This is a genomic window from Metabacillus sp. 84, from assembly GCF_050107715.1.
In the GTDB taxonomy this organism is placed as follows: domain Bacteria; phylum Bacillota; class Bacilli; order Bacillales; family Bacillaceae; genus Metabacillus_B.
On sequence record NZ_JBNILN010000001.1, the window covers coordinates 884457 to 902447 of the forward strand.

Here is a 17991-nt window from a genome sequence, read left to right on the forward strand (position 1 = left end):
GGAATTCAGGAAAACACAAGAGAAACCGGCGATCCTTTATTCAGCCGGCTGTTCGGCTTTTACGAGCATTTTTTTCATTTTTCTCGTGAATTCCTTCCGGGGTATCATGACGCTGTGGCCGCAGCCTTCACACTTGATCCGGATATCCATGCCGAGCCGGATAATTTTCCAGCGGTTGGCTCCGCATGGGTGAGGTTTTTTCATTTCTACGACATCATTCAAATCAAATTCCTTATCCGCCATTTTTTTCACCCTTTCCAAGCGAAGGCTCTTTCGCATCCCGGTTGTACATGACAATACGAGGAAACGGAATATCAATACCATGCTCGTCCATCGCAAGCTTAATTTCCTTCCGAATCATTCTGGATACGTAAAAATGCTGCATAGGCGCTGTTTCACACACTACCCTCAGGATGATTTCCGAAGGACCGAAGTTTTGAACCCCCAGCAGCTCCGGAACAGCTGCCATGTCCTCATATTTGGCAGGAAGCACACGGAGAAGATCCCGGATGACCTCCTCGACATGCTGAATATCCGATTCATAGGCTACATTAATATCAACAACAGCTGTGCTATTGTGGATGGAAAAGTTCGTGACTTCTACAATGCTGCCGTTCGGGAGAATATGAAGCTCTCCTGTCCAGCTTTTGATTTTCGTTGTCCTGAGGCCGATCTCTTCGACTGTTCCTTCGAAGGCGCCAACCCGGATAAAATCACCGACAGAAAACTGGTCTTCAAAAATGATGAAAAATCCGGTGATGATATCGCGAACGAGATTCTGGGCACCAAAGCCGACTGCAAGCCCGACGATTCCTGCTCCGGCAAGGAGAGCTTTTACATCAAGGCTCATCGTTTCAAGAATCATAAGGAGAGCGGCAAAATAGACGACATAGGTGAGAACGTTGCTGAGCAGCTTCGCAAGTGTGTTTTCGCGCCGTTCCGATATTCGGAGCGGGGATTTGCCTCTGAGTGAGAGGACCTTTGCAATGACTCCGTTTCCGATGCGTATAATCAGAGCAGAAATCACCACGATCAGAATAATCCGGAGCAGGCCCATACCGATTCCTGCCCATAGATCCTCATTTAATAAAGATTTCTGTATGCTTGCATAAATTTTATCAATCAAAAGGATTCACTCCTGTCTGCCTTGCCTGTTTATGTATGGCAGTTTATCAGGACCGGCTGCCATTTCTTTATTTTAGCAAGTTTTGCAGATGTTTCACAGAGGCTTGCCCAAAAAGCCTCCGGAGCTAATCTTCCTTTCTCTAGTATAGATTCAGCCCATAATCCGTATACTGATAGTACTTATGAGTACAAGGGAGCTGGTCAGGGGCTATGAATCTTAAATCGGGGTTGTTTTCATCCTTTAAGGATCCGGAACGTATCTATTATGAAGATGAGGATGCACAGGAGCTTCTGACCTCCTGTATTCTGACTCTCCTTCCGAAGATAGCAGGCAGGGAGATTGTGATTCTCTGCATCGGGACAGACCGCTCCACCGGAGACAGCCTCGGTCCGATCGTTGGCTCAAGGCTTGCGGAAAAGGGACTTGAGCGTTTTCATCTATATGGCACGCTGAAAAATCCGGTTCATGCGGTGAACCTGGAAGAATCGATTGCTTTTATTCAATCCGCTCATTCCAATCCTTATATTGTTGCAATTGACGCATGTCTTGGAAAATTAAAGAGTGTAGGGTCGTTTCAGGTCGGTCCGGGTCCTGTAAAGCCCGGAGCAGGAGTTAACAAAGACCTTCCGGCCGTAGGGGACATGCATTTGACCGGAATTGTCAATGTAAGCGGGTTTATGGAATTTTTTGTTCTTCAGAATACAAGGCTTCATCTGGTGATGTCGATGGCCAACCTGATTGCGGACAGTCTTATGGCTGCAGAAAGCCGGCACGCGGTTCGCACATCCTGGTTAAGAAGGACGCCTGTTGCTAAGCTGAAAAGCTCTGAAAAGCATCATGACGCCAGTCCAAGGCAGGCGGCTTCCCCTTCAGAGGAGTAATGTTCATCAGAAGAAGGTATGCTGCAGAACGACCAATCCTATGATGACCGGGAGTGCCGGCAGCAGATTGGCTGTGCGGATCGACTTGATCTCCAGCATATTGAGTCCGATGGCAAGAATCAGGACGCCTCCCGCTGCAGTCAGCTCGGAAATCAGGGAAGCCAGGAGTTCCTCCTCGATTGAGGACTGAATCAAGCCTGCAAGCAGGGCGATCGTTCCTTCGTAGAAAAAAACCGGGATGGCGGACAGAAGCACGCCGATTCCGAGTGTGCTTGCCAGCACAGCGCTTGTAAAGCCATCGATCATGGATTTGGTCATCAGCACACTGTGATCACCTCTAAGACCGCTGTCGAGCGCTCCGACGATGGCCATCGCACCAATCACAAAAATCAGGGTGGCTGTTACAAATCCTTCCGCCACATTTCCCGTTTTGGAAGGTCCGATTCTTCTTTCAAGCCACCGGCCTGCGGCGTGCAGCTTCTCCTCAAGATTCAGCCATTCACCGATGACGGCACCTGCAATAAGGCTTACAATGACAAAAAAGAAATCCTCGCTTTTCAATGCCATCGTAATCCCGAGAATAGAGACGGACAAGCCAATCGCCATCATGACGGTCTGCTTTATCCGCTCCGGTATCCGTGTCAGAAGCAGGCCGATGAGTGTACCTGCCGCAATGCCGGCTGCATTGATCAAGCTGCCTAAAAGAACCATTCTAAACGCTCCCATCCCTATTCATGAAAAAGACCCTCCCGGCATGCTGCTCAGGAGGACTCTTCCATGTCCAAAAGTTCTAAAATTCGTTCAAGATCTCCGGAGTCCGTAAACTCAATTTCGATTTTCCCTTTGTTGTGCTGCTGTTTAATCGAGACCTTCGTTCCGAAATAGGATTGAAGTGAGGTTTCCCGCTCGGTGATAAACAAATCCTTCTTTTTCTTTTTGATTGGATCCGGCGTTTTTCCTCCGCTTTCATTCATTTCCTGAACGAGCAGCTCGGTCTGCCTTACATTCAGCTGATCCTTAATGATTTTCTCAGCTAGAGCCAATGCTTTGTCTTTCTTTTTTAAGCCAAGGATGGTCCTGCCGTGGCCCATTGTAAGCTTCCCGTCATTCATCATTGCCTGCACAGCTGAAGGCAGACTGAGAAGACGCAGGTGGTTCGCGATATGGGGCCTGCTTTTGCCAAGCCGTTTCGCAAGCTCTTCCTGGGTAATCTTCAGTTCCTCCAGTAGCGACTGGTAGGCTCTTGCTTCCTCGACAGGCGTTAAATCCTCCCGCTGCAGGTTTTCAAGAAGGCCGAGCTCCATCATCTTCCGGTCATCCAGCTCCCTTACGACCGCGGGAACCGTTTTAAAGCCGGCAAGCTTGGCCGCCCTGAAGCGCCTTTCTCCGGCCACAATTTCATAGCCTTTAATGGATTTCCTTACAATGATCGGCTGGAGGATCCCATAGTGGAGGATCGATTCTTTCAGCTCCTCAATCGCTTCTTCCTGGAAGGTTTTTCTAGGCTGGTAGGGATTAGGGCGCAGATCTTTGCATTTCAGCTCCTGAACCGTTTCTTCTTTTCCTGCGTGTAAGAGCGCTTCCAAGCCTTTCCCCAATCCTCTAGACATTTCCGGCTACCTCCTTCGCGAGATCAAGATAAACCCCGGCCCCTCTAGAACGCGCATCATATAAAATAATCGGCTGTCCATGGCTCGGCGCCTCACTTAACCTTACATTTCTTGGAATAATGGTCTTGTATACTTTTTCGCGAAAATATTTTTTTACTTCTTCAATGACCTGAATTCCCAAATTGGTTCTGGCATCGAGCATAGTCAGCAAGACCCCTTCAATCATCAGGTTCGTATTTAAATGCTTTTGAACGAGCCGGACGGTATTCAGCAGCTGACTGAGACCTTCGAGGGCGTAGTATTCGCATTGAACCGGGATGATGACCGTGTCGGATGCGGTCAGTGCATTGATGGTCAGCAGCCCGAGGGAGGGCGGACAGTCTATTAAAATATAATCATAGTTGTGTTTGACTTTATCAAGGGCTCTTTTTAGTCTTACTTCCCGGGAAATAGTCGGAACGAGCTCAATTTCAGCACCGGCAAGCTGGATGGTCGCCGGAATAACATGAAGATTTTCAACGGCTGAGGGGCGGATCGCGGCGGCGGCTTCTGTATCTTCTACGAGAATATCGTATATGCAGTATTCTACGTCGGCTTTTTCAATGCCAATTCCGCTTGTTGCATTTCCTTGAGGGTCCGTATCAACTAAAAGCACTTTCTTTCCTATATAAGCAAGGCATGCCCCAAGGTTAACGGAGGTCGTCGTTTTCCCGACGCCTCCTTTTTGATTGGCTACGGCTATAATCTTTCCCATGATGTTCACCTACTCCTGCACCCGCTTGATCTCAGAGCCTGTTGATCAGGCCTGGACGGATGCCTCTAATTTATTAACGGCTTAAAAGCTATCTTCTATTTTAACAAAAACAGAAGACAGGCGTTTGACTATTTTTCTAAATTCTTGAAAAAAGCTGAAAGCATAGGATTCCGGCATCACCCGGAAGCAAGAAAAAAACCCTCCAATCATAGGATTAGAGAGTTATTTGGGAATTTTGATGGTGAACTGGATATATTCTTCAAATTCTTCTTCCTCAGAATTGATTTGAACCCCTGTGTCAGCCACCATTGTGAGGGACTGGCGGATCGTGTTCATCGCAATTCTCGTATCCCGGCTGAAAGCCTTGCGCTTCGGCTTTGGTGCCGGTTTTTCTTTTTCGAGCATTTTGACGACCCGGTCCTCCGTCTGTTTAACATTCAGCTGCTTTTCAATGATGTGATCCAAAAGCGTGACCTGCAGTTCAGGCAGCTTGAGCGGAATAAGGGCGCGGGCATGGCGTTCTGTGATGCTTTTTTGAAGCAGCGCCTGCTGGACTTCATCCGGAAGCTTAAGCAGCCGGAGCTTGTTCGCTACAGTGGACTGGCCTTTCCCGAGCCTTTGGGCAAGGGCCTCCTGGGTCAGATCATGCAGTTCAAGAAGCTTTGCATAGGCAAGGGCTTCCTCAATGGCAGACAGCTCCTCCCGCTGCAGATTTTCAATCAATGCAACCGATGCGGTCTCTTTGTCATTGAATTCCTTTACAATGGCGGGAATCGCTTCCCAGCCGAGCCTCTGCACAGCTCTCCATCTGCGTTCTCCGGCAATCAGCTCGTATTTGCCGTCGGCAGGACGGACGACAATCGGCTGAATAATGCCATGTGTACGGATGGTCATGGCCAATTCATCTATTTTTTCATCCGAGAAAATAGTACGGGGCTGAAAGCGGTTTGGCGTAATTTCATGAACCGGAATCTGTTTCACTTCTTCTCGTGAAACCTCTTCTGTTTCCTGTTCATTCTCGGTCTGTTCGAGCGTTTGATCTGTTTCTTCCTTTTCTCCTATTCCGAAGAAACGGGAAAACGGATGCTTCATGTGCGTACACCACCTTTGGAAACTACCAATTTATAATTCTATTTTTGAGCCGGAATTCCTGCATGCGGAGTAAAGCCGGAACACTTTTCAGGCAAGACTTCCATTCGGTAAGCTTTACACGTCCGGTTTCAGGCATTCAGTCAATTCTTCTTCCGGGCTTTAACCGATCCGGCTTCCCCCTGCCTGGGCGGGGAGAACCCGGCGGTAAATGCGGGACAAAATATGTATCATTCGATTGGTGTCTTATTCGGTGTCCCTGGCTTGCGCGGGTATTTTCCCGGAGTCGGCTTTATTTTCCTGATTACCACGATGCTTCGTTCACTCTCCTCGATGGGGAGCTTGAAGGAATGAACAGCTTCGGTTTTGCCGCCAAGCGCCTGTACAGCTTTTCCTCCTGAATTGAGTTCTTCTTCAGCGGAAGCAGCCTTCAGGGCTACAAAATGGCCGTCTTTTTTCACAAGCGGCAGGCATAGTTCGCTTAAAACGGATAACCGGGCGACTGCGCGGGCTGTCACAACATCATATTGCTCGCGGTGCTGTTTGTTTTTGCCGAACGTTTCAGCGCGGTCATGGTAAAACGACACATCGGTCAGGTTCAGGCTTTTGGCCAGCTCTTCCAGGAAGGTGATGCGCTTGTTCAGCGAATCGACGATCGACACGGAGAGGCCGGGGAAGCAAATTTTAATCGGCAGGCTCGGAAAACCCGCACCCGCTCCCACATCACAGATGGATAAAGGCTTGGAGAAGTCAAAATAAAAGGCCGCACTGATGGAATCGTAGAAATGCTTTAAATACACTTCTTTTTTATCCGTAATCGAAGTAAGGTTCATTTTTTCATTCCACTCGACGAGCAGGCGGTAATACGTTTCAAATTGGGAAAGCTGTTCAGGAGAAAGGGAAATGCCTTTCTCCTCCAGCTTGGATTGGAATAGGGAAATGTCCATCATCGAATCCTTTCATAAGCATTATTCGTTGGATACTTTAGCAATCCGGCCCTGTTCCATGTAAACGAGCAGGATGGAAACGTCCGCTGGGTTCACGCCGGAAATTCTTGATGCCTGAGCCATTGAAAGCGGGCGTACTTCCTTCAGTTTCTGGCGTGCTTCGGATGCCAGACCGGAAATTGCATCATAGTCAATGTTTTCAGGGATTTTTTTGTTTTCCATCTTTTTAAGTTTATCGACCTGCTGAAGGGATTTTTCAATATACCCTTCATATTTTACCTGAATCTCCACTTGTTCGGTCACGTCCGGATGGAGTGGTGCTTCAGATGGGGCAAGCTTCGCAATATGGCTGTAATTCATTTCCGGCCGCTTCAGGAGATCCGAAGCGCGGATGCCGTCCTTCAGTTCGCTGCCGCCGCTTTCGCGGATCAGCTCCTGTACTTCTGCATTCGGTTTTAGAATGATTTTGGACAGACGCTCTTTCTCTGCTTCGATAGCCGCTTTTTTCTCTGTGAACGATTGATAGCGGCTTTCGCTGATCATTCCAATTTTATAGCCTGTATCGGTCAGACGCAAATCGGCATTGTCATGACGGAGCAGCAAACGGTATTCCGCTCGCGACGTCAACAGACGGTACGGTTCGCTTGTTCCTTTTGTGACCAGGTCATCAATCAGGACGCCAATATACGCATCGGAACGGCTCAGGATGACTTCTTCGCGGCCAAGTGCTTTTTGGCCCGCATTAATTCCGGCCATAATTCCCTGTCCTGCCGCTTCTTCATAGCCTGACGTCCCATTAATCTGCCCTGCTGTGTAGAGGCCTGGAACTTTCTTCGTTTCAAGCGTCGGCCAAAGCTGAGTCGGAACGATTGCATCATACTCAATCGCATAGCCGGGTCTCATCATCTGGACGTTTTCAAGGCCCGGAATCGTGCTTAAAATTTGCTTTTGCACATCCTCCGGCAGGCTTGTCGATAGTCCCTGCACGTAGACTTCCTCTGTATTCCGGCCTTCCGGCTCGAGGAAGATCTGATGGCGCGGCTTATCATTGAAACGGACGACTTTATCCTCAATGGAGGGACAATAGCGAGGACCCGTTCCTTTAATCATTCCGGAATACATTGGGGAGCGGTGCAGATTGCTGTCGATGATCTGGTGTGTTTCCGTACTTGTATACGTCAGCCAGCAAGGCAGCTGATCGGTAATGTATTTCGTTGTCTCATAGGAAAACGCGCGAGGTTCTTCATCACCAGGCTGTATTTCCGTTTTGCTGTAGTCAATGGTTTTGCTGTCTACACGCGGCGGTGTTCCGGTTTTAAACCGGACAAGGTCAAAGCCCAGCTCCTGCAGGTGCTCCGAAAGCTTAATAGACGGCTGCTGGTTATTCGGACCGCTAGAGTAGGACAGATCTCCCAGAATAATCCGGCCCCGCAGGAAGGTACCGGTAGTCAGCACGACCGTTTTTGAATGATACTCCGCGCCTGTTTGTGTCACGACGCCGCGGCACTCACCGTCTTCAATCATCAGACGGTCCACCATTCCCTGCATGAGGGTCAGGTTAGGTTCATTTTCCATCGTTTTTTTCATTTCATGCTGATACGTAAATTTATCGGCCTGCGCCCGCAGCGCTCTTACCGCAGGTCCTTTTCCGGTATTCAGCATTCTCATTTGAATATGCGTTTTGTCGATGTTCTTGCCCATTTCCCCGCCAAGGGCATCAATTTCCCTTACAACGATTCCTTTTGCAGGTCCCCCTACAGAAGGGTTGCAGGGCATGAAAGCGACCATATCAAGGTTGATGGTAAGGACGAGGGTCCGTGCGCCCAGTCTCGCAGCGGCGAGAGCGGACTCAACTCCTGCATGACCGGCACCAACGACGATTACATCATAATCACCAGCGTGGTATGCCAATGTTGTTTCCTCCTTTATTCTTGCGCTCTGTTAAATCCGTTAGCAAAGCGTGTTTTTACAGCGAAAATCTATACGAAAGACGGTTATTTTCCAAGACAAAATTGCGAAAAGAGCTGATCGATCAGGCTTTCATGAACCGAGTCTCCGATAATTTCCCCAAGCTGCTCCCATGCCCTTGTGAGATCAATCTGAACCATATCCACCGGCATGCCGGCGTCAATGCCATTCAATGCCTCTTCAATGGATCGTTTTGACTGGTTCAGGAGAGCGATATGTCTCGAGTTGGATACATAGGTCATATCTGCAGACTGGATGTTTCCTTCAAAGAATAGAGACTGGATGGATTCCTCAAGCTTGTCGACGCCTTCTTCTTCCTTGAGGGAAGTCGTCACGACAGGGCGGCCTTCCGCAAGCATTGCCACCTTGTCCATGTCGATTTTCTTCGGCAGGTCCGTCTTATTTATTATGACAATAACATCCATGCCTTTCACCGCTTCAAAGAGCTTTTCATCCTCCTGGGTGAGTTCATCGCTGTAGTTCAGGACAAGCAAGATTAAATCTGCTTCCTTTAAGACTTGGCGCGAGCGCTCCACACCGATCCGCTCGACGATGTCCTCTGTCTCACGGATTCCGGCCGTATCCACCAGCTTTAACGGAACCCCGCGGACATTTACATATTCCTCGATGACATCCCTGGTCGTTCCGGGAACGTCTGTCACAATGGCTTTGTTTTCATGGACAAGGCTGTTGAGCAGGGAGGATTTTCCGACATTGGGGCGGCCGATAATAACCGTTGACAGCCCCTCTCTTAAAATCTTTCCCTGGCTGGAGGTTTGCAGCAGCTTCTCTATCTCATTCTTGACATAAGCTGCCTTTTCTACAAGCATGTGATGCGTCATTTCTTCTACATCATCGTATTCCGGATAATCAATGTTTACTTCAACATGGGCAAGCGTTTCAAGAATTTCCTGGCGAAGCTTTCTGACAAGCTTTGAAAGGCGTCCTTCCATTTGTCCGAGGGCGACATTCATCGCCCGGTCGGTTTTGGCCCGGATTAAGTCCATTACTGCTTCAGCTTGGGAAAGATCGATCCGCCCATTCATAAACGCTCTTTTTGTAAATTCTCCGGGCTCAGCCAGACGTGCACCGCTGTTCAGAACGAGCTGCAGCACGCGGTTGACGGAAACGAGACCTCCGTGGCAGTTAATTTCAATAACATCCTCACGTGTGAAGGTCCTTGGTCCTCTCATATGGGAGACCATTACTTCTTCAGCGACCTCACCCGTCTCCGGATCGATGATATGTCCGTAATGAATCGTATGGGAATCGGCATCGCTCAGCGGCTTCCCGGAAGGCGCTGCAAAAACGCGGTCTGCTATCGCTGCCGCTTCATCACCGCTCAATCTGACTATGGCGATGGCTCCCTCGCCCATTGGTGTGGATATTGCTGCTATTGTATCGAATTCCAAGTTGTTCACCTCACTCAAGTGCACTCAATCTATATATAAAACGGAAAAGGTTTAAAAAGAAGGTCACCAAAACTTTAAGATACCATATCAGGCAGGTAAAAGGAAGAATGGAGGTTGAAGGAGTTATTCACAGTTTTTCAGTCGTTCGTCCTATATTTTAACTTATCCACATGTGAATAACAATATTTCAGTACAGCGATTGCCGGAAGTTTTGTGAATGCGGTGAAAACGTTAAGCATGCCTGTTCCTTTCCAGCGCAGGCAGCCGCTTTTACATGAGGGAGACCCAATCAGTATCCAATATCGGAATCTGTGAAACCAGCAGCGAAAATCTCAAGCTCTGTCTGAGCCAGTGGATAAAAAAATAACCAGCCCGGGGGCTGGTCATTTTTTAGGTGTAATCACAATATGGCGCCTCGGCTCTTCACCGGCCGAGTGCGTTTCTACCCTGTAATTGCGTGCAAGGGCAGCGTGTATTATTTTCCTCTCATTGGAAGGCATTGGCTCAAGTGCCACCGCTTTCGAAGAAGCAGAGGCCTGGCTTGCCAGTTTGTTAGCCAGCTGCACCAGAATTTCTTCCCGCCGTTCGCGGTAGGACTCCGCATCCACCATAACGTGAAAGTACTGATCGGAATGCCTGTTGGCGACAAGCTGAGTCAAATACTGGAGGGCATTCAGGGTTTGTCCCCTTTTTCCGATGAGAAGAGCAATGTCTTCCCCCTCTATTAGAAACGAGAGGTTCCGTCCTTTTTGTATCTTTTCAACCGAAGCTTTCACTCCCATTTTTTCAATGACTTGAATCAAATAGGCGTGTGCCTCTTCACCAGGCTTTTCATCGATCTTTTTCTGCGGCAGAGGCTGCACCGCTTCTTCTGTATATATAGCTGAAGGTGCGGGGGTTTGTTCAGGCTCCTCTTCCATCAAAGGAACAGGCTCCGGCAATTTCAAAACGGCTTTGACAACCGCATCTCTTTTGCCAAATAGACCGAAAAACCCCTTTTTGCCTTCAATGATGACCTCGATGTCCGCCTCATCTTTTGAAGCGCCGAGTTTTCTTAAAGCGGTTTGTGCGGCTTCTTCAACGGTCGAACCGGAAGCAGTCGCCTCTCTCACTTTTTAGCGCCCGCTTTCTGCGGCGTTTTCTGCGCATTCGCTTTCAAATCCGGACCTTTAATCAGAAGGGATTGAACAATCATGAAAATGTTACCTACGACCCAGTACAAGGAAAGGGCTGCAGGGAATGTAATCGCGAAAATAACGATCATGATCGGCATCAGCCAAACCATCATTGCCATTTGCGGATTCTGGTTTTCTGTTCCGGCCATCATGATTTTCTGCTGGATGAACGTTGTAATCCCCGCAACGACAGGCAAAATGTAGAAGGGGTCTTTATCGCCAAGGTCAAACCAAAGGAAGGTATGCTCCTTGATTGCTTCCGTTCTCATAATCGCATGATAAAATCCAATCAAAATCGGCATTTGCACAAGCAATGGGAAACATCCTGCAAGGGGATTGACTCCGTGCTTCTGGAATAAAGCCATCGTTTCCTGCTGAAGCTTTTGCTGGGTCTGCTGATCTTTGGAGCTGTATTTTTCACGAAGCTGCTTCATTTCGGGCTGAAGCGCCTGCATCGCTTTTGAACTTCTTGTCTGCTTGATCATCAGCGGCAAAATTGCGAACCGGATGAGGAGTGTTACGATGACGATCGCCAGTCCATAGTTTGCAGTTGCAGCGCCGCCGCCTGTTAAATCGGCAAAATAAATAATAATCCAGGAAAGAGGGTAAACAATGTACTGATTCCAAAACCCTGTGCTTTCATCCGTAATCGGCTGATTGATTTCCGTACAGCCGGATAAGAGGGTAACAAGACCAACTAATGCTAGAACTAACCAAATGCGCCTCTTCAAACTTTGTCCTCCTAACAGCATGTCTATTTGTGAGCCTGATTGAACCTGACTGTCTCTGTCCAATTAAAGACCCTTATTCTCTAATCGTATCCAAACCTGCTCACTGGGTTTTCGCCTGGTTATGACGAAAAAACGCAAGTGTAAACGGCATCTGCACCCCGTACAGGCCATCCAACTGTATTTTACCATCTTTTATTTAGAATTTGTTTTTTCTTTTCAAACGTTTCCTGACATCATTTTTCACCATTTTTTTTCTTTGTGAAAAGCCTTGCTTTTTTAAACAGGTGATAAAGACTGCTGCGCACTTCTTCATACGTTAATTCGGCCGCCGGTTTTCTGGCGATAACAATATAGTCCTTCCCTGCAGAAAGGAAATCTTTTTCTTCAAGAAAAATTTGCTTTACAAGTCTTTTTACACGGTTTCTAGTAACCGCATTTCCGATCTTTTTGCTCACCGATAATCCGAGTCTGAACTCTTTCTCTTCATCTCTATGAAGGGTGTACAGAACAAATTGCCGGTTTGCAATGGATTTCCCTTTTTTGAAAACCTGCTGGAAGTCCTCATTCCGTTTAATCCGATTCTTTTTTTTCATGCTGACTCCACTCCGCTTTTATTGCTCTAACCCTTTGCATCCCTATCAGGGTAGCCAAATGACCGGTCAATCTAAAACCCTTTTAATGAAAAAAAAACCACTGACGTTTTCAGTGGCTTATGCGGATAATACTTTTCTTCCTTTACGACGGCGGGCAGCAAGGACTTTACGTCCATTTTTAGTGCTCATGCGCGCACGGAAGCCGTGTACTTTGCTGTGTTTGCGTTTATTTGGTTGATAAGTACGTTTCATTATATGCACCTCCCTGAGGAATAGCTGTTAAAGACAGTCCTTATAAGTATAGTGACCTTACCCTGTATATGTCAATAGCCAAAAAAAATAGAATCCATTAAGAGAAAAAGGACGGTCGGCTTTTCCACCGCCATGAATCAGCAGCGGTCCTCCTTGCTCAGAGCTGTTGACTCTCATTTTCAGCTTGAGCCGGATCTTTCTCGTCCTGCTCCTTTACCCGGAAGTCTTATCTGCCACTCCGGTTCCCAATGTTTTCATTTTAAATCAGGCTGTGGACAACTTTTCGGCTGCTTTTTTCTTATCCACACCCTTTATCGACAAGTTTTTCACACAATCTTCCCATGTGGACAATTTTATTCGACAGGATGTTTCTGCTGTGGATAAGTTTCGGACCCCATTGCAACAATTGGTTTATTTTGATATTATATTTGTGTTTTAACTCTTGATAACGAAAAGAACCGGATTCGCTTATCCACAATCTGTGGATAACGTGTGGAAAGTTGACCACATCGTGTTTGCAGGCTTGTCCACAATCAGGGGGATTTTGTCGAAAACCTGTTTTTCTACTATATTATATCGTTATCAACAATTCAATATGAATGTATAAATATTCAAAGGGTGCCGAAGCTGCTGTACAACTTCTGTACAAGGCTGTCAGCATGCCTGTTTTTTTCGTGAAAGAAAATAATAAAGATAGATAGCAAGACTTGGAGAAGGAGGGACAAAGCAGCTAATGGAAAATATTTCGGATCTTTGGACAAAAGCTCTTGGAGAGATTGAAAAAAAAATCAGCAAGCCCAGCTACGATACGTGGCTCAAATCGACAAAAGCACATGCTCTGCAGGGAGATACCTTAACCATTACAGCACCAAATGAATTTGCCAGAGATTGGCTTGAAAGCCGCTATCTCCATTTAATCGCCAATATTATTTATGAATTGACCGGAGAGGAACTGGCCGTAAAATTTATCATCCCGCTAAATCAGGATGAAGAGGATTTTATCCCAAAAACGCCCGCTAAGCCTGTAAAGGACCCAGATGACCAGATCGACATTCCACAGAACATGCTGAACCCGAAGTATACGTTCGACACGTTCGTAATCGGATCGGGAAACCGCTTTGCCCACGCAGCATCACTTGCTGTGGCAGAGGCGCCGGCAAAGGCATACAACCCGCTCTTTATTTATGGTGGAGTTGGACTTGGCAAAACCCACTTAATGCATGCGATCGGGCACTATGTCATTGACCATAACCCATCGGCAAAAGTCGTCTATTTGTCTTCTGAAAAATTTACAAATGAATTTATCAATTCCATCCGTGACAACAAAGCGGTCGATTTCCGCAATAAATATCGAAGTGTGGATGTTCTTCTGATAGATGATATTCAGTTTTTGGCCGGAAAAGAACAAACCCAGGAAGAATTCTTCCATACGTTTAATACGCTGCATGAGGAAAGCAAGCAGATTGTGATTTCAAGCGACAGGCCGCCAAAAGAGATCCCAACTCTGGAAGACCGCTTAAGAAGCCGCTTTGAGTGGGGACTGATTACGGATATTACACCGCCTGATCTGGAAACAAGGATCGCGATTCTCCGTAAAAAAGCTAAGGCAGAAGGACTGGATATACCGAATGAGGTTATGCTTTACATAGCGAACCAGATTGATTCAAACATCCGGGAGCTTGAAGGAGCCTTAATCCGTGTCGTTGCGTATTCGTCACTCATCAATAAAGATATTAATGCCGATCTGGCAGCGGAAGCTTTGAAGGACATTATTCCAAGCTCAAAACCGCGGATGGTGACCATTCAGGATATCCAAAAAACAGTAGGCCAGCATTACCAGGTTCGTCTCGAGGACTTTAAAGCGAAAAAACGAACCAAATCCGTTGCTTTTCCAAGGCAGATAGCGATGTACTTATCCAGGGAGCTTACGGATTCCTCCCTCCCTAAAATCGGGGAAGAATTCGGGGGACGCGATCATACTACGGTCATTCACGCCCATGAAAAAATCAGCAAAATGCTGCAAATCGATGACCAGCTTCAGCGCCAGGTGAAAGAAATCAAAGAATCCCTGAAAAATTAATCCGTGAATTATGTGCATAACTCTCCTTCTTTCATACACAGTCTATCCACATGTTGATAGACTGTGTTTCCTTGTCTTTCTGAAGTTATCCACATACTCACAAGCCCTACTAGTACTTCTACTAATTTTTTAAAGATTAATTAATAGATTAAGACGTTTAAACAGGAGGAATTTGAATGAAATTTGTCATTCAGAAAGATAAACTTGCTCAAAGTGTTCAAGACGTAATGAAAGCTGTTTCTTCCCGGACAACCATTCCCATTCTGACCGGAATCAAAATCGTAGCCAACAGTGAAGGCGTCACGTTAACAGGAAGCGACTCCGATATTTCCATCGAGTCCTTCATTCCTGCAGAGGAAAAAGGAAAAATCAATGTGGAAGTCCAGACACCAGGAAGCATCGTCCTGCAGGCCAGATTTTTCAGCGAGATCGTAAAAAAGCTGCCAAAGGATACAGTGGAAATGGAAGTGGAAAATCACTTCTCCACCATCATCCGCTCCGGCAAAGCAGAATTTAATTTAAACGGCCAGGACGCCCAGGAATATCCTCATCTGCCGAATGTCGAAGAGGAAAATGTTTCCCGCATTCCGGCTGATTTATTAAAAACATTGATCAGACAAACAGGATTCGCCGTCTCCACCTCCGAGACAAGACCAATTTTAACCGGCGTTAACTGGCGATTGGAAAATGGGGAGCTTACATGCATCGCTACAGACAGCCACCGGCTGGCATTAAGAAAAACCTCGATCGATGCCGGACATGATGGGACATATAATGTCGTAATCCCGGGAAAAAGCTTAGCCGAGCTAAGCAAAATCCTCGATGATTCCAATGAACTGACGGAAATCGTATTTACAGACAATCAGGTGCTCTTTAAATCCAAAAACATTCTGTTCTTTTCTAGACTGCTTGATGGGAACTATCCGGATACATCGCGCCTGATCCCCGATGAAAGCAAAACAGATGTACTCGTTCAGACGAAGGAATTTCTTCAATCCATTGACCGGGCTTCCCTGCTAGCCAAAGAAGGGCGGAACAACGTGGTCAAACTGTCTACTCTTGAAGGCGGCATCCTTGAAATCTCCTCTAACTCACCTGAAATCGGAAAAGTAATAGAAGAAGTTCAGACCGAGGAGATCACTGGAGAAGAACTGAAAATTTCCTTTAGCGCGAAATATATGATGGATGCGCTGAAAGCATTGGAGAGCAGCGAAATCAAAGTAAGCTTTACAGGGGCAATGAGGCCCTTTTTAATCCGTACGCCAGAAGACGATACGATCCTTCAGCTGATTCTTCCTGTACGAACGTATTAAAGTGAAAGAGGCTGGCACTGCCTTGTCAGCTTCTTTTTTTTTGCAGATAAGCATGAACGGTGTCCTCGCGATATGGACACCGTTCGTTTTAGTGAAGGGTGCTTTCGGATTTTGTTATAGTACAGGAACCGGTGTGCTTTTCTTTTGGCTAGGTTAGAGCATGGTGCTGATTTTTTGCACCTGTGGATTGGAGCGTAAGGCGTGAGACTCCTGCGGGAGCAGTGGGACATGTAAGACTCTGCAGCCGCAAAGCGGAGATGAGGCTTGCCGCCCGGACCTCGGAAATTCACAGCCAAATCCAACTGCGCTTTTCTTTTAAGAGGAAATTGAGTAAAATGGAAATTATGCCGATTTACAGCGATGAGATTTTTAATGATTGGGAGGTATATGCATGGGAAGCGGACAGCACATTCAAATTGATACGGAATACATCACCCTGGGGCAATTTCTTAAGCTTGCTGAAGTGATCCAGTCGGGCGGGATGGTCAAATGGTTTTTAAGTGAGCATGAAGTATTGGTAAACGGGGAACCGGAAAACCGCCGCGGTAAAAAGCTGCGAAACCAGGATACAGTTCTCATTCCGGAGTTCGGTTCATTTGTTGTGATCAGCACACATGAATAGAGCAAGGTTGGTGGATCAATGCATATACAGGAACTGAAGCTTAAAAATTACCGCAACTATACCGATCTTGAAGTGTCATTTGAAAACAAAGTGAACGTCATCATCGGGGAAAATGCCCAGGGCAAAACAAATATGATGGAGGCCATTTACGTGCTTGCCATGGCCAAATCCCATCGCACCTCCAATGATAAAGATCTTATCCGCTGGGATGAAGAATATGCTAAAATAGAGGGAAGGGTTTTAAAAACCAACGGATCTATTCCCATGCAGCTCGTCCTTTCCAAAAAAGGGAAGAAGGCGAAAATAAATCATCTGGAACAGCAAAAGCTCAGCCAGTATATTGGGGCAGTCAATGTGATTATGTTCGCTCCCGAAGATCTGAACCTCGTAAAAGGAAGCCCTCAGGTGAGGAGAAGATTCACGGATATGGAGATCGGACAGGTTTCGGCTGTCTATTTGCACGACTTGAGCCTGTATCAGAAAATCCTCCAGCAGCGAAACCATTACTTAAAACAGCTTCAGATCAAAAAACAGAAGGACCGGACAATGCTTGACGTTCTCACAGAGCAGCTTAGTGAAACAGCGGCCAGACTGTACAGGAAACGAAGCGTGTTTATTAATCAGCTGGAAAAATGGGCTCAGCCTATCCATTCAGGCATCTCCAGAGGTCTGGAAACCTTGACCATTCAATATAAATCATCGGTTGAGGTATCAGAAGAGGCGGATTTGTCGAAAATGATAGAAGCCTATATGGATAAGTTTGATAAAATAAAAGATAGAGAAATTGAACGGGGGACCACTCTGGCCGGCCCCCACAGGGACGATCTGCAGTTTTTTGTAAACGGAAGGGACGTCCAGACCTTCGGCTCACAGGGCCAGCAGCGCACGACGGCCCTTTCTTTAAAGCTTGCAGAAATTGAATTAATTCATGAAGAGATCGGTGAGTACCCGATCCTGCTTTTGGACGATGTCCTTTCAGAGCTGGATGACTATCGCCAGTCCCATCTTCTGAACACGATTCAGGGGAGAGTGCAGACCTTTGTCACGACCACAAGTGTGGAAGGGATTGATCACCAGACGCTGAAAGAGGCAGCTTCCTATCATGTGTCGTCAGGGCAGCTTGAAACAAACGAATCGAGGTGAACCGCCATGTACATCCATCTGGGAGATGACTTTGTAGTCCCGTCTAAAGATGTCATTTTTATTATGGATTACTCCTCTTCCAAAAGCTCCGGCATTGCTGCAGAATTTTTGGAAAAGCAAAGCGAGAAAGTGGTTCAGCTGTCAGAGGGGGACGCCAAGTCCATCGTGGTCACAGACCGGCACATTTATTATTCTCCCTTAGCCTCAAGCACACTGAAAAAAAGAGCGCATTACGCGTTTGATATAGATTCCAATCGATAATGAACAAAATGGCACTATAAGACGTTTTGAAAAG

The 17991-nt window shown here is 46.8% G+C and carries 19 protein-coding genes; 6 read left to right on the top strand and 13 right to left on the bottom strand.

The genetic code is table 11. From position 1 onward, the window contains the following. Positions 1-36: 36 nt before the first annotated feature. Together ACQCV8_RS04340 and ACQCV8_RS04345 are read right to left on the bottom strand one after the other, a co-directional pair. A complete protein-coding gene (locus ACQCV8_RS04340; RefSeq protein WP_426843311.1) occupies positions 37-243 on the bottom strand; it encodes a DUF951 domain-containing protein in 207 nt (68 codons plus the stop codon). Beyond that, entirely contained in the window at positions 233-1132 is a 900-nt protein-coding gene (locus tag ACQCV8_RS04345; RefSeq protein ID WP_426843374.1) for a mechanosensitive ion channel family protein, read from the bottom strand. Before ACQCV8_RS04345 ends, ACQCV8_RS04340 begins: the two co-directional genes overlap by 11 nt. 203 nt (positions 1133-1335) lie before the next feature. Between ACQCV8_RS04345 and yyaC the strand changes: the two genes are divergently transcribed. Beyond that, entirely contained in the window at positions 1336-2007 is a 672-nt protein-coding gene (gene yyaC, locus ACQCV8_RS04350) for a spore protease YyaC (RefSeq protein WP_426843312.1), read from the top strand. A 6-nt stretch (positions 2008-2013) separates the two neighbouring features. Here yyaC and ACQCV8_RS04355 read toward each other — a convergent pair whose 3' ends face one another. The 11 genes from ACQCV8_RS04355 to rpmH all read right to left on the bottom strand — a co-directional run bounded on the left by ACQCV8_RS04355 (position 2014) and on the right by rpmH (position 12538). Beyond that, positions 2014-2718: a DUF554 domain-containing protein gene (locus ACQCV8_RS04355; RefSeq protein WP_426843313.1), complete on the bottom strand. Its 705-nt coding sequence runs from the start codon at positions 2716-2718 to the stop codon at positions 2014-2016. A 50-nt stretch (positions 2719-2768) separates the two neighbouring features. Next, positions 2769-3617 (bottom strand): ParB/RepB/Spo0J family partition protein, encoded by an 849-nt coding sequence (locus tag ACQCV8_RS04360; protein WP_426843314.1) that lies wholly within the window; start codon positions 3615-3617, stop codon positions 2769-2771. Continuing rightward, complete coding sequence (locus tag ACQCV8_RS04365) at positions 3610-4371, bottom strand: ParA family protein (RefSeq protein ID WP_426843315.1); 762 nt, start codon at positions 4369-4371, stop codon at positions 3610-3612. The genes ACQCV8_RS04360 and ACQCV8_RS04365 overlap by 8 nt, the downstream gene beginning before the upstream one ends. A 222-nt stretch (positions 4372-4593) precedes the next feature. Then, positions 4594-5463: a nucleoid occlusion protein gene (gene noc, locus ACQCV8_RS04370; protein WP_426843316.1), complete on the bottom strand. Its 870-nt coding sequence runs from the start codon at positions 5461-5463 to the stop codon at positions 4594-4596. Between the two features lie 227 nt (positions 5464-5690). Further along, the gene (gene rsmG / locus ACQCV8_RS04375) at positions 5691-6407 is read right to left on the bottom strand and encodes a 16S rRNA (guanine(527)-N(7))-methyltransferase RsmG (protein ID WP_426843375.1); all 717 of its coding nucleotides are present in this window, start codon (positions 6405-6407) and stop codon (positions 5691-5693) included. A 21-nt stretch (positions 6408-6428) separates the two neighbouring features. Beyond that, on the bottom strand, positions 6429-8318 hold the full coding sequence (gene mnmG, locus ACQCV8_RS04380) for a tRNA uridine-5-carboxymethylaminomethyl(34) synthesis enzyme MnmG (RefSeq protein WP_426843317.1): 1890 nt from the start codon (positions 8316-8318) through the stop codon (positions 6429-6431). Between the two features lie 83 nt (positions 8319-8401). Next, positions 8402-9787 (bottom strand): tRNA uridine-5-carboxymethylaminomethyl(34) synthesis GTPase MnmE, encoded by a 1386-nt coding sequence (gene mnmE, locus ACQCV8_RS04385; protein WP_426843318.1) that lies wholly within the window; start codon positions 9785-9787, stop codon positions 8402-8404. A gap of 383 nt (positions 9788-10170) precedes the next feature. Beyond that, positions 10171-10899 (bottom strand): RNA-binding cell elongation regulator Jag/EloR, encoded by a 729-nt coding sequence (gene jag, locus ACQCV8_RS04390; RefSeq protein ID WP_426843319.1) that lies wholly within the window; start codon positions 10897-10899, stop codon positions 10171-10173. Then, positions 10896-11693: a YidC family membrane integrase SpoIIIJ gene (gene spoIIIJ, locus ACQCV8_RS04395; protein WP_426843320.1), complete on the bottom strand. Its 798-nt coding sequence runs from the start codon at positions 11691-11693 to the stop codon at positions 10896-10898. Before spoIIIJ ends, jag begins: the two co-directional genes overlap by 4 nt. Before the next feature lie 233 nt (positions 11694-11926). Further along, positions 11927-12286, bottom strand: a complete 360-nt coding sequence (gene rnpA, locus ACQCV8_RS04400; RefSeq protein WP_426843321.1) for a ribonuclease P protein component — start codon at positions 12284-12286, stop codon at positions 11927-11929. A gap of 117 nt (positions 12287-12403) precedes the next feature. Beyond that, the gene (gene rpmH / locus ACQCV8_RS04405) at positions 12404-12538 is read right to left on the bottom strand and encodes a 50S ribosomal protein L34 (protein WP_019243402.1); all 135 of its coding nucleotides are present in this window, start codon (positions 12536-12538) and stop codon (positions 12404-12406) included. Between the two features lie 733 nt (positions 12539-13271). Between rpmH and dnaA the strand changes: the two genes are divergently transcribed. The 5 genes from dnaA (at position 13272) to remB (ending at position 17957) form a co-directional block, all read left to right on the top strand. Then, positions 13272-14618: a chromosomal replication initiator protein DnaA gene (gene dnaA, locus ACQCV8_RS04410; RefSeq protein WP_426843322.1), complete on the top strand. Its 1347-nt coding sequence runs from the start codon at positions 13272-13274 to the stop codon at positions 14616-14618. Between the two features lie 176 nt (positions 14619-14794). After that, positions 14795-15931 carry a DNA polymerase III subunit beta gene (gene dnaN / locus ACQCV8_RS04415; RefSeq protein WP_426843323.1) on the top strand — a complete coding sequence of 379 codons (1137 nt, stop codon included), beginning with the start codon at positions 14795-14797 and terminating at the stop codon, positions 15929-15931. 391 nt (positions 15932-16322) lie between these two features. Beyond that, positions 16323-16553 (top strand): S4 domain-containing protein YaaA, encoded by a 231-nt coding sequence (gene yaaA / locus ACQCV8_RS04420; RefSeq protein WP_426843324.1) that lies wholly within the window; start codon positions 16323-16325, stop codon positions 16551-16553. Positions 16554-16571: 18 nt separating this feature from the next. Further along, positions 16572-17696: a DNA replication/repair protein RecF gene (recF, locus tag ACQCV8_RS04425; protein WP_426843325.1), complete on the top strand. Its 1125-nt coding sequence runs from the start codon at positions 16572-16574 to the stop codon at positions 17694-17696. A gap of 6 nt (positions 17697-17702) precedes the next feature. After that, positions 17703-17957 carry an extracellular matrix regulator RemB gene (gene remB / locus ACQCV8_RS04430; RefSeq protein ID WP_426843326.1) on the top strand — a complete coding sequence of 85 codons (255 nt, stop codon included), beginning with the start codon at positions 17703-17705 and terminating at the stop codon, positions 17955-17957. Positions 17958-17991 lie beyond the last annotated feature (34 nt).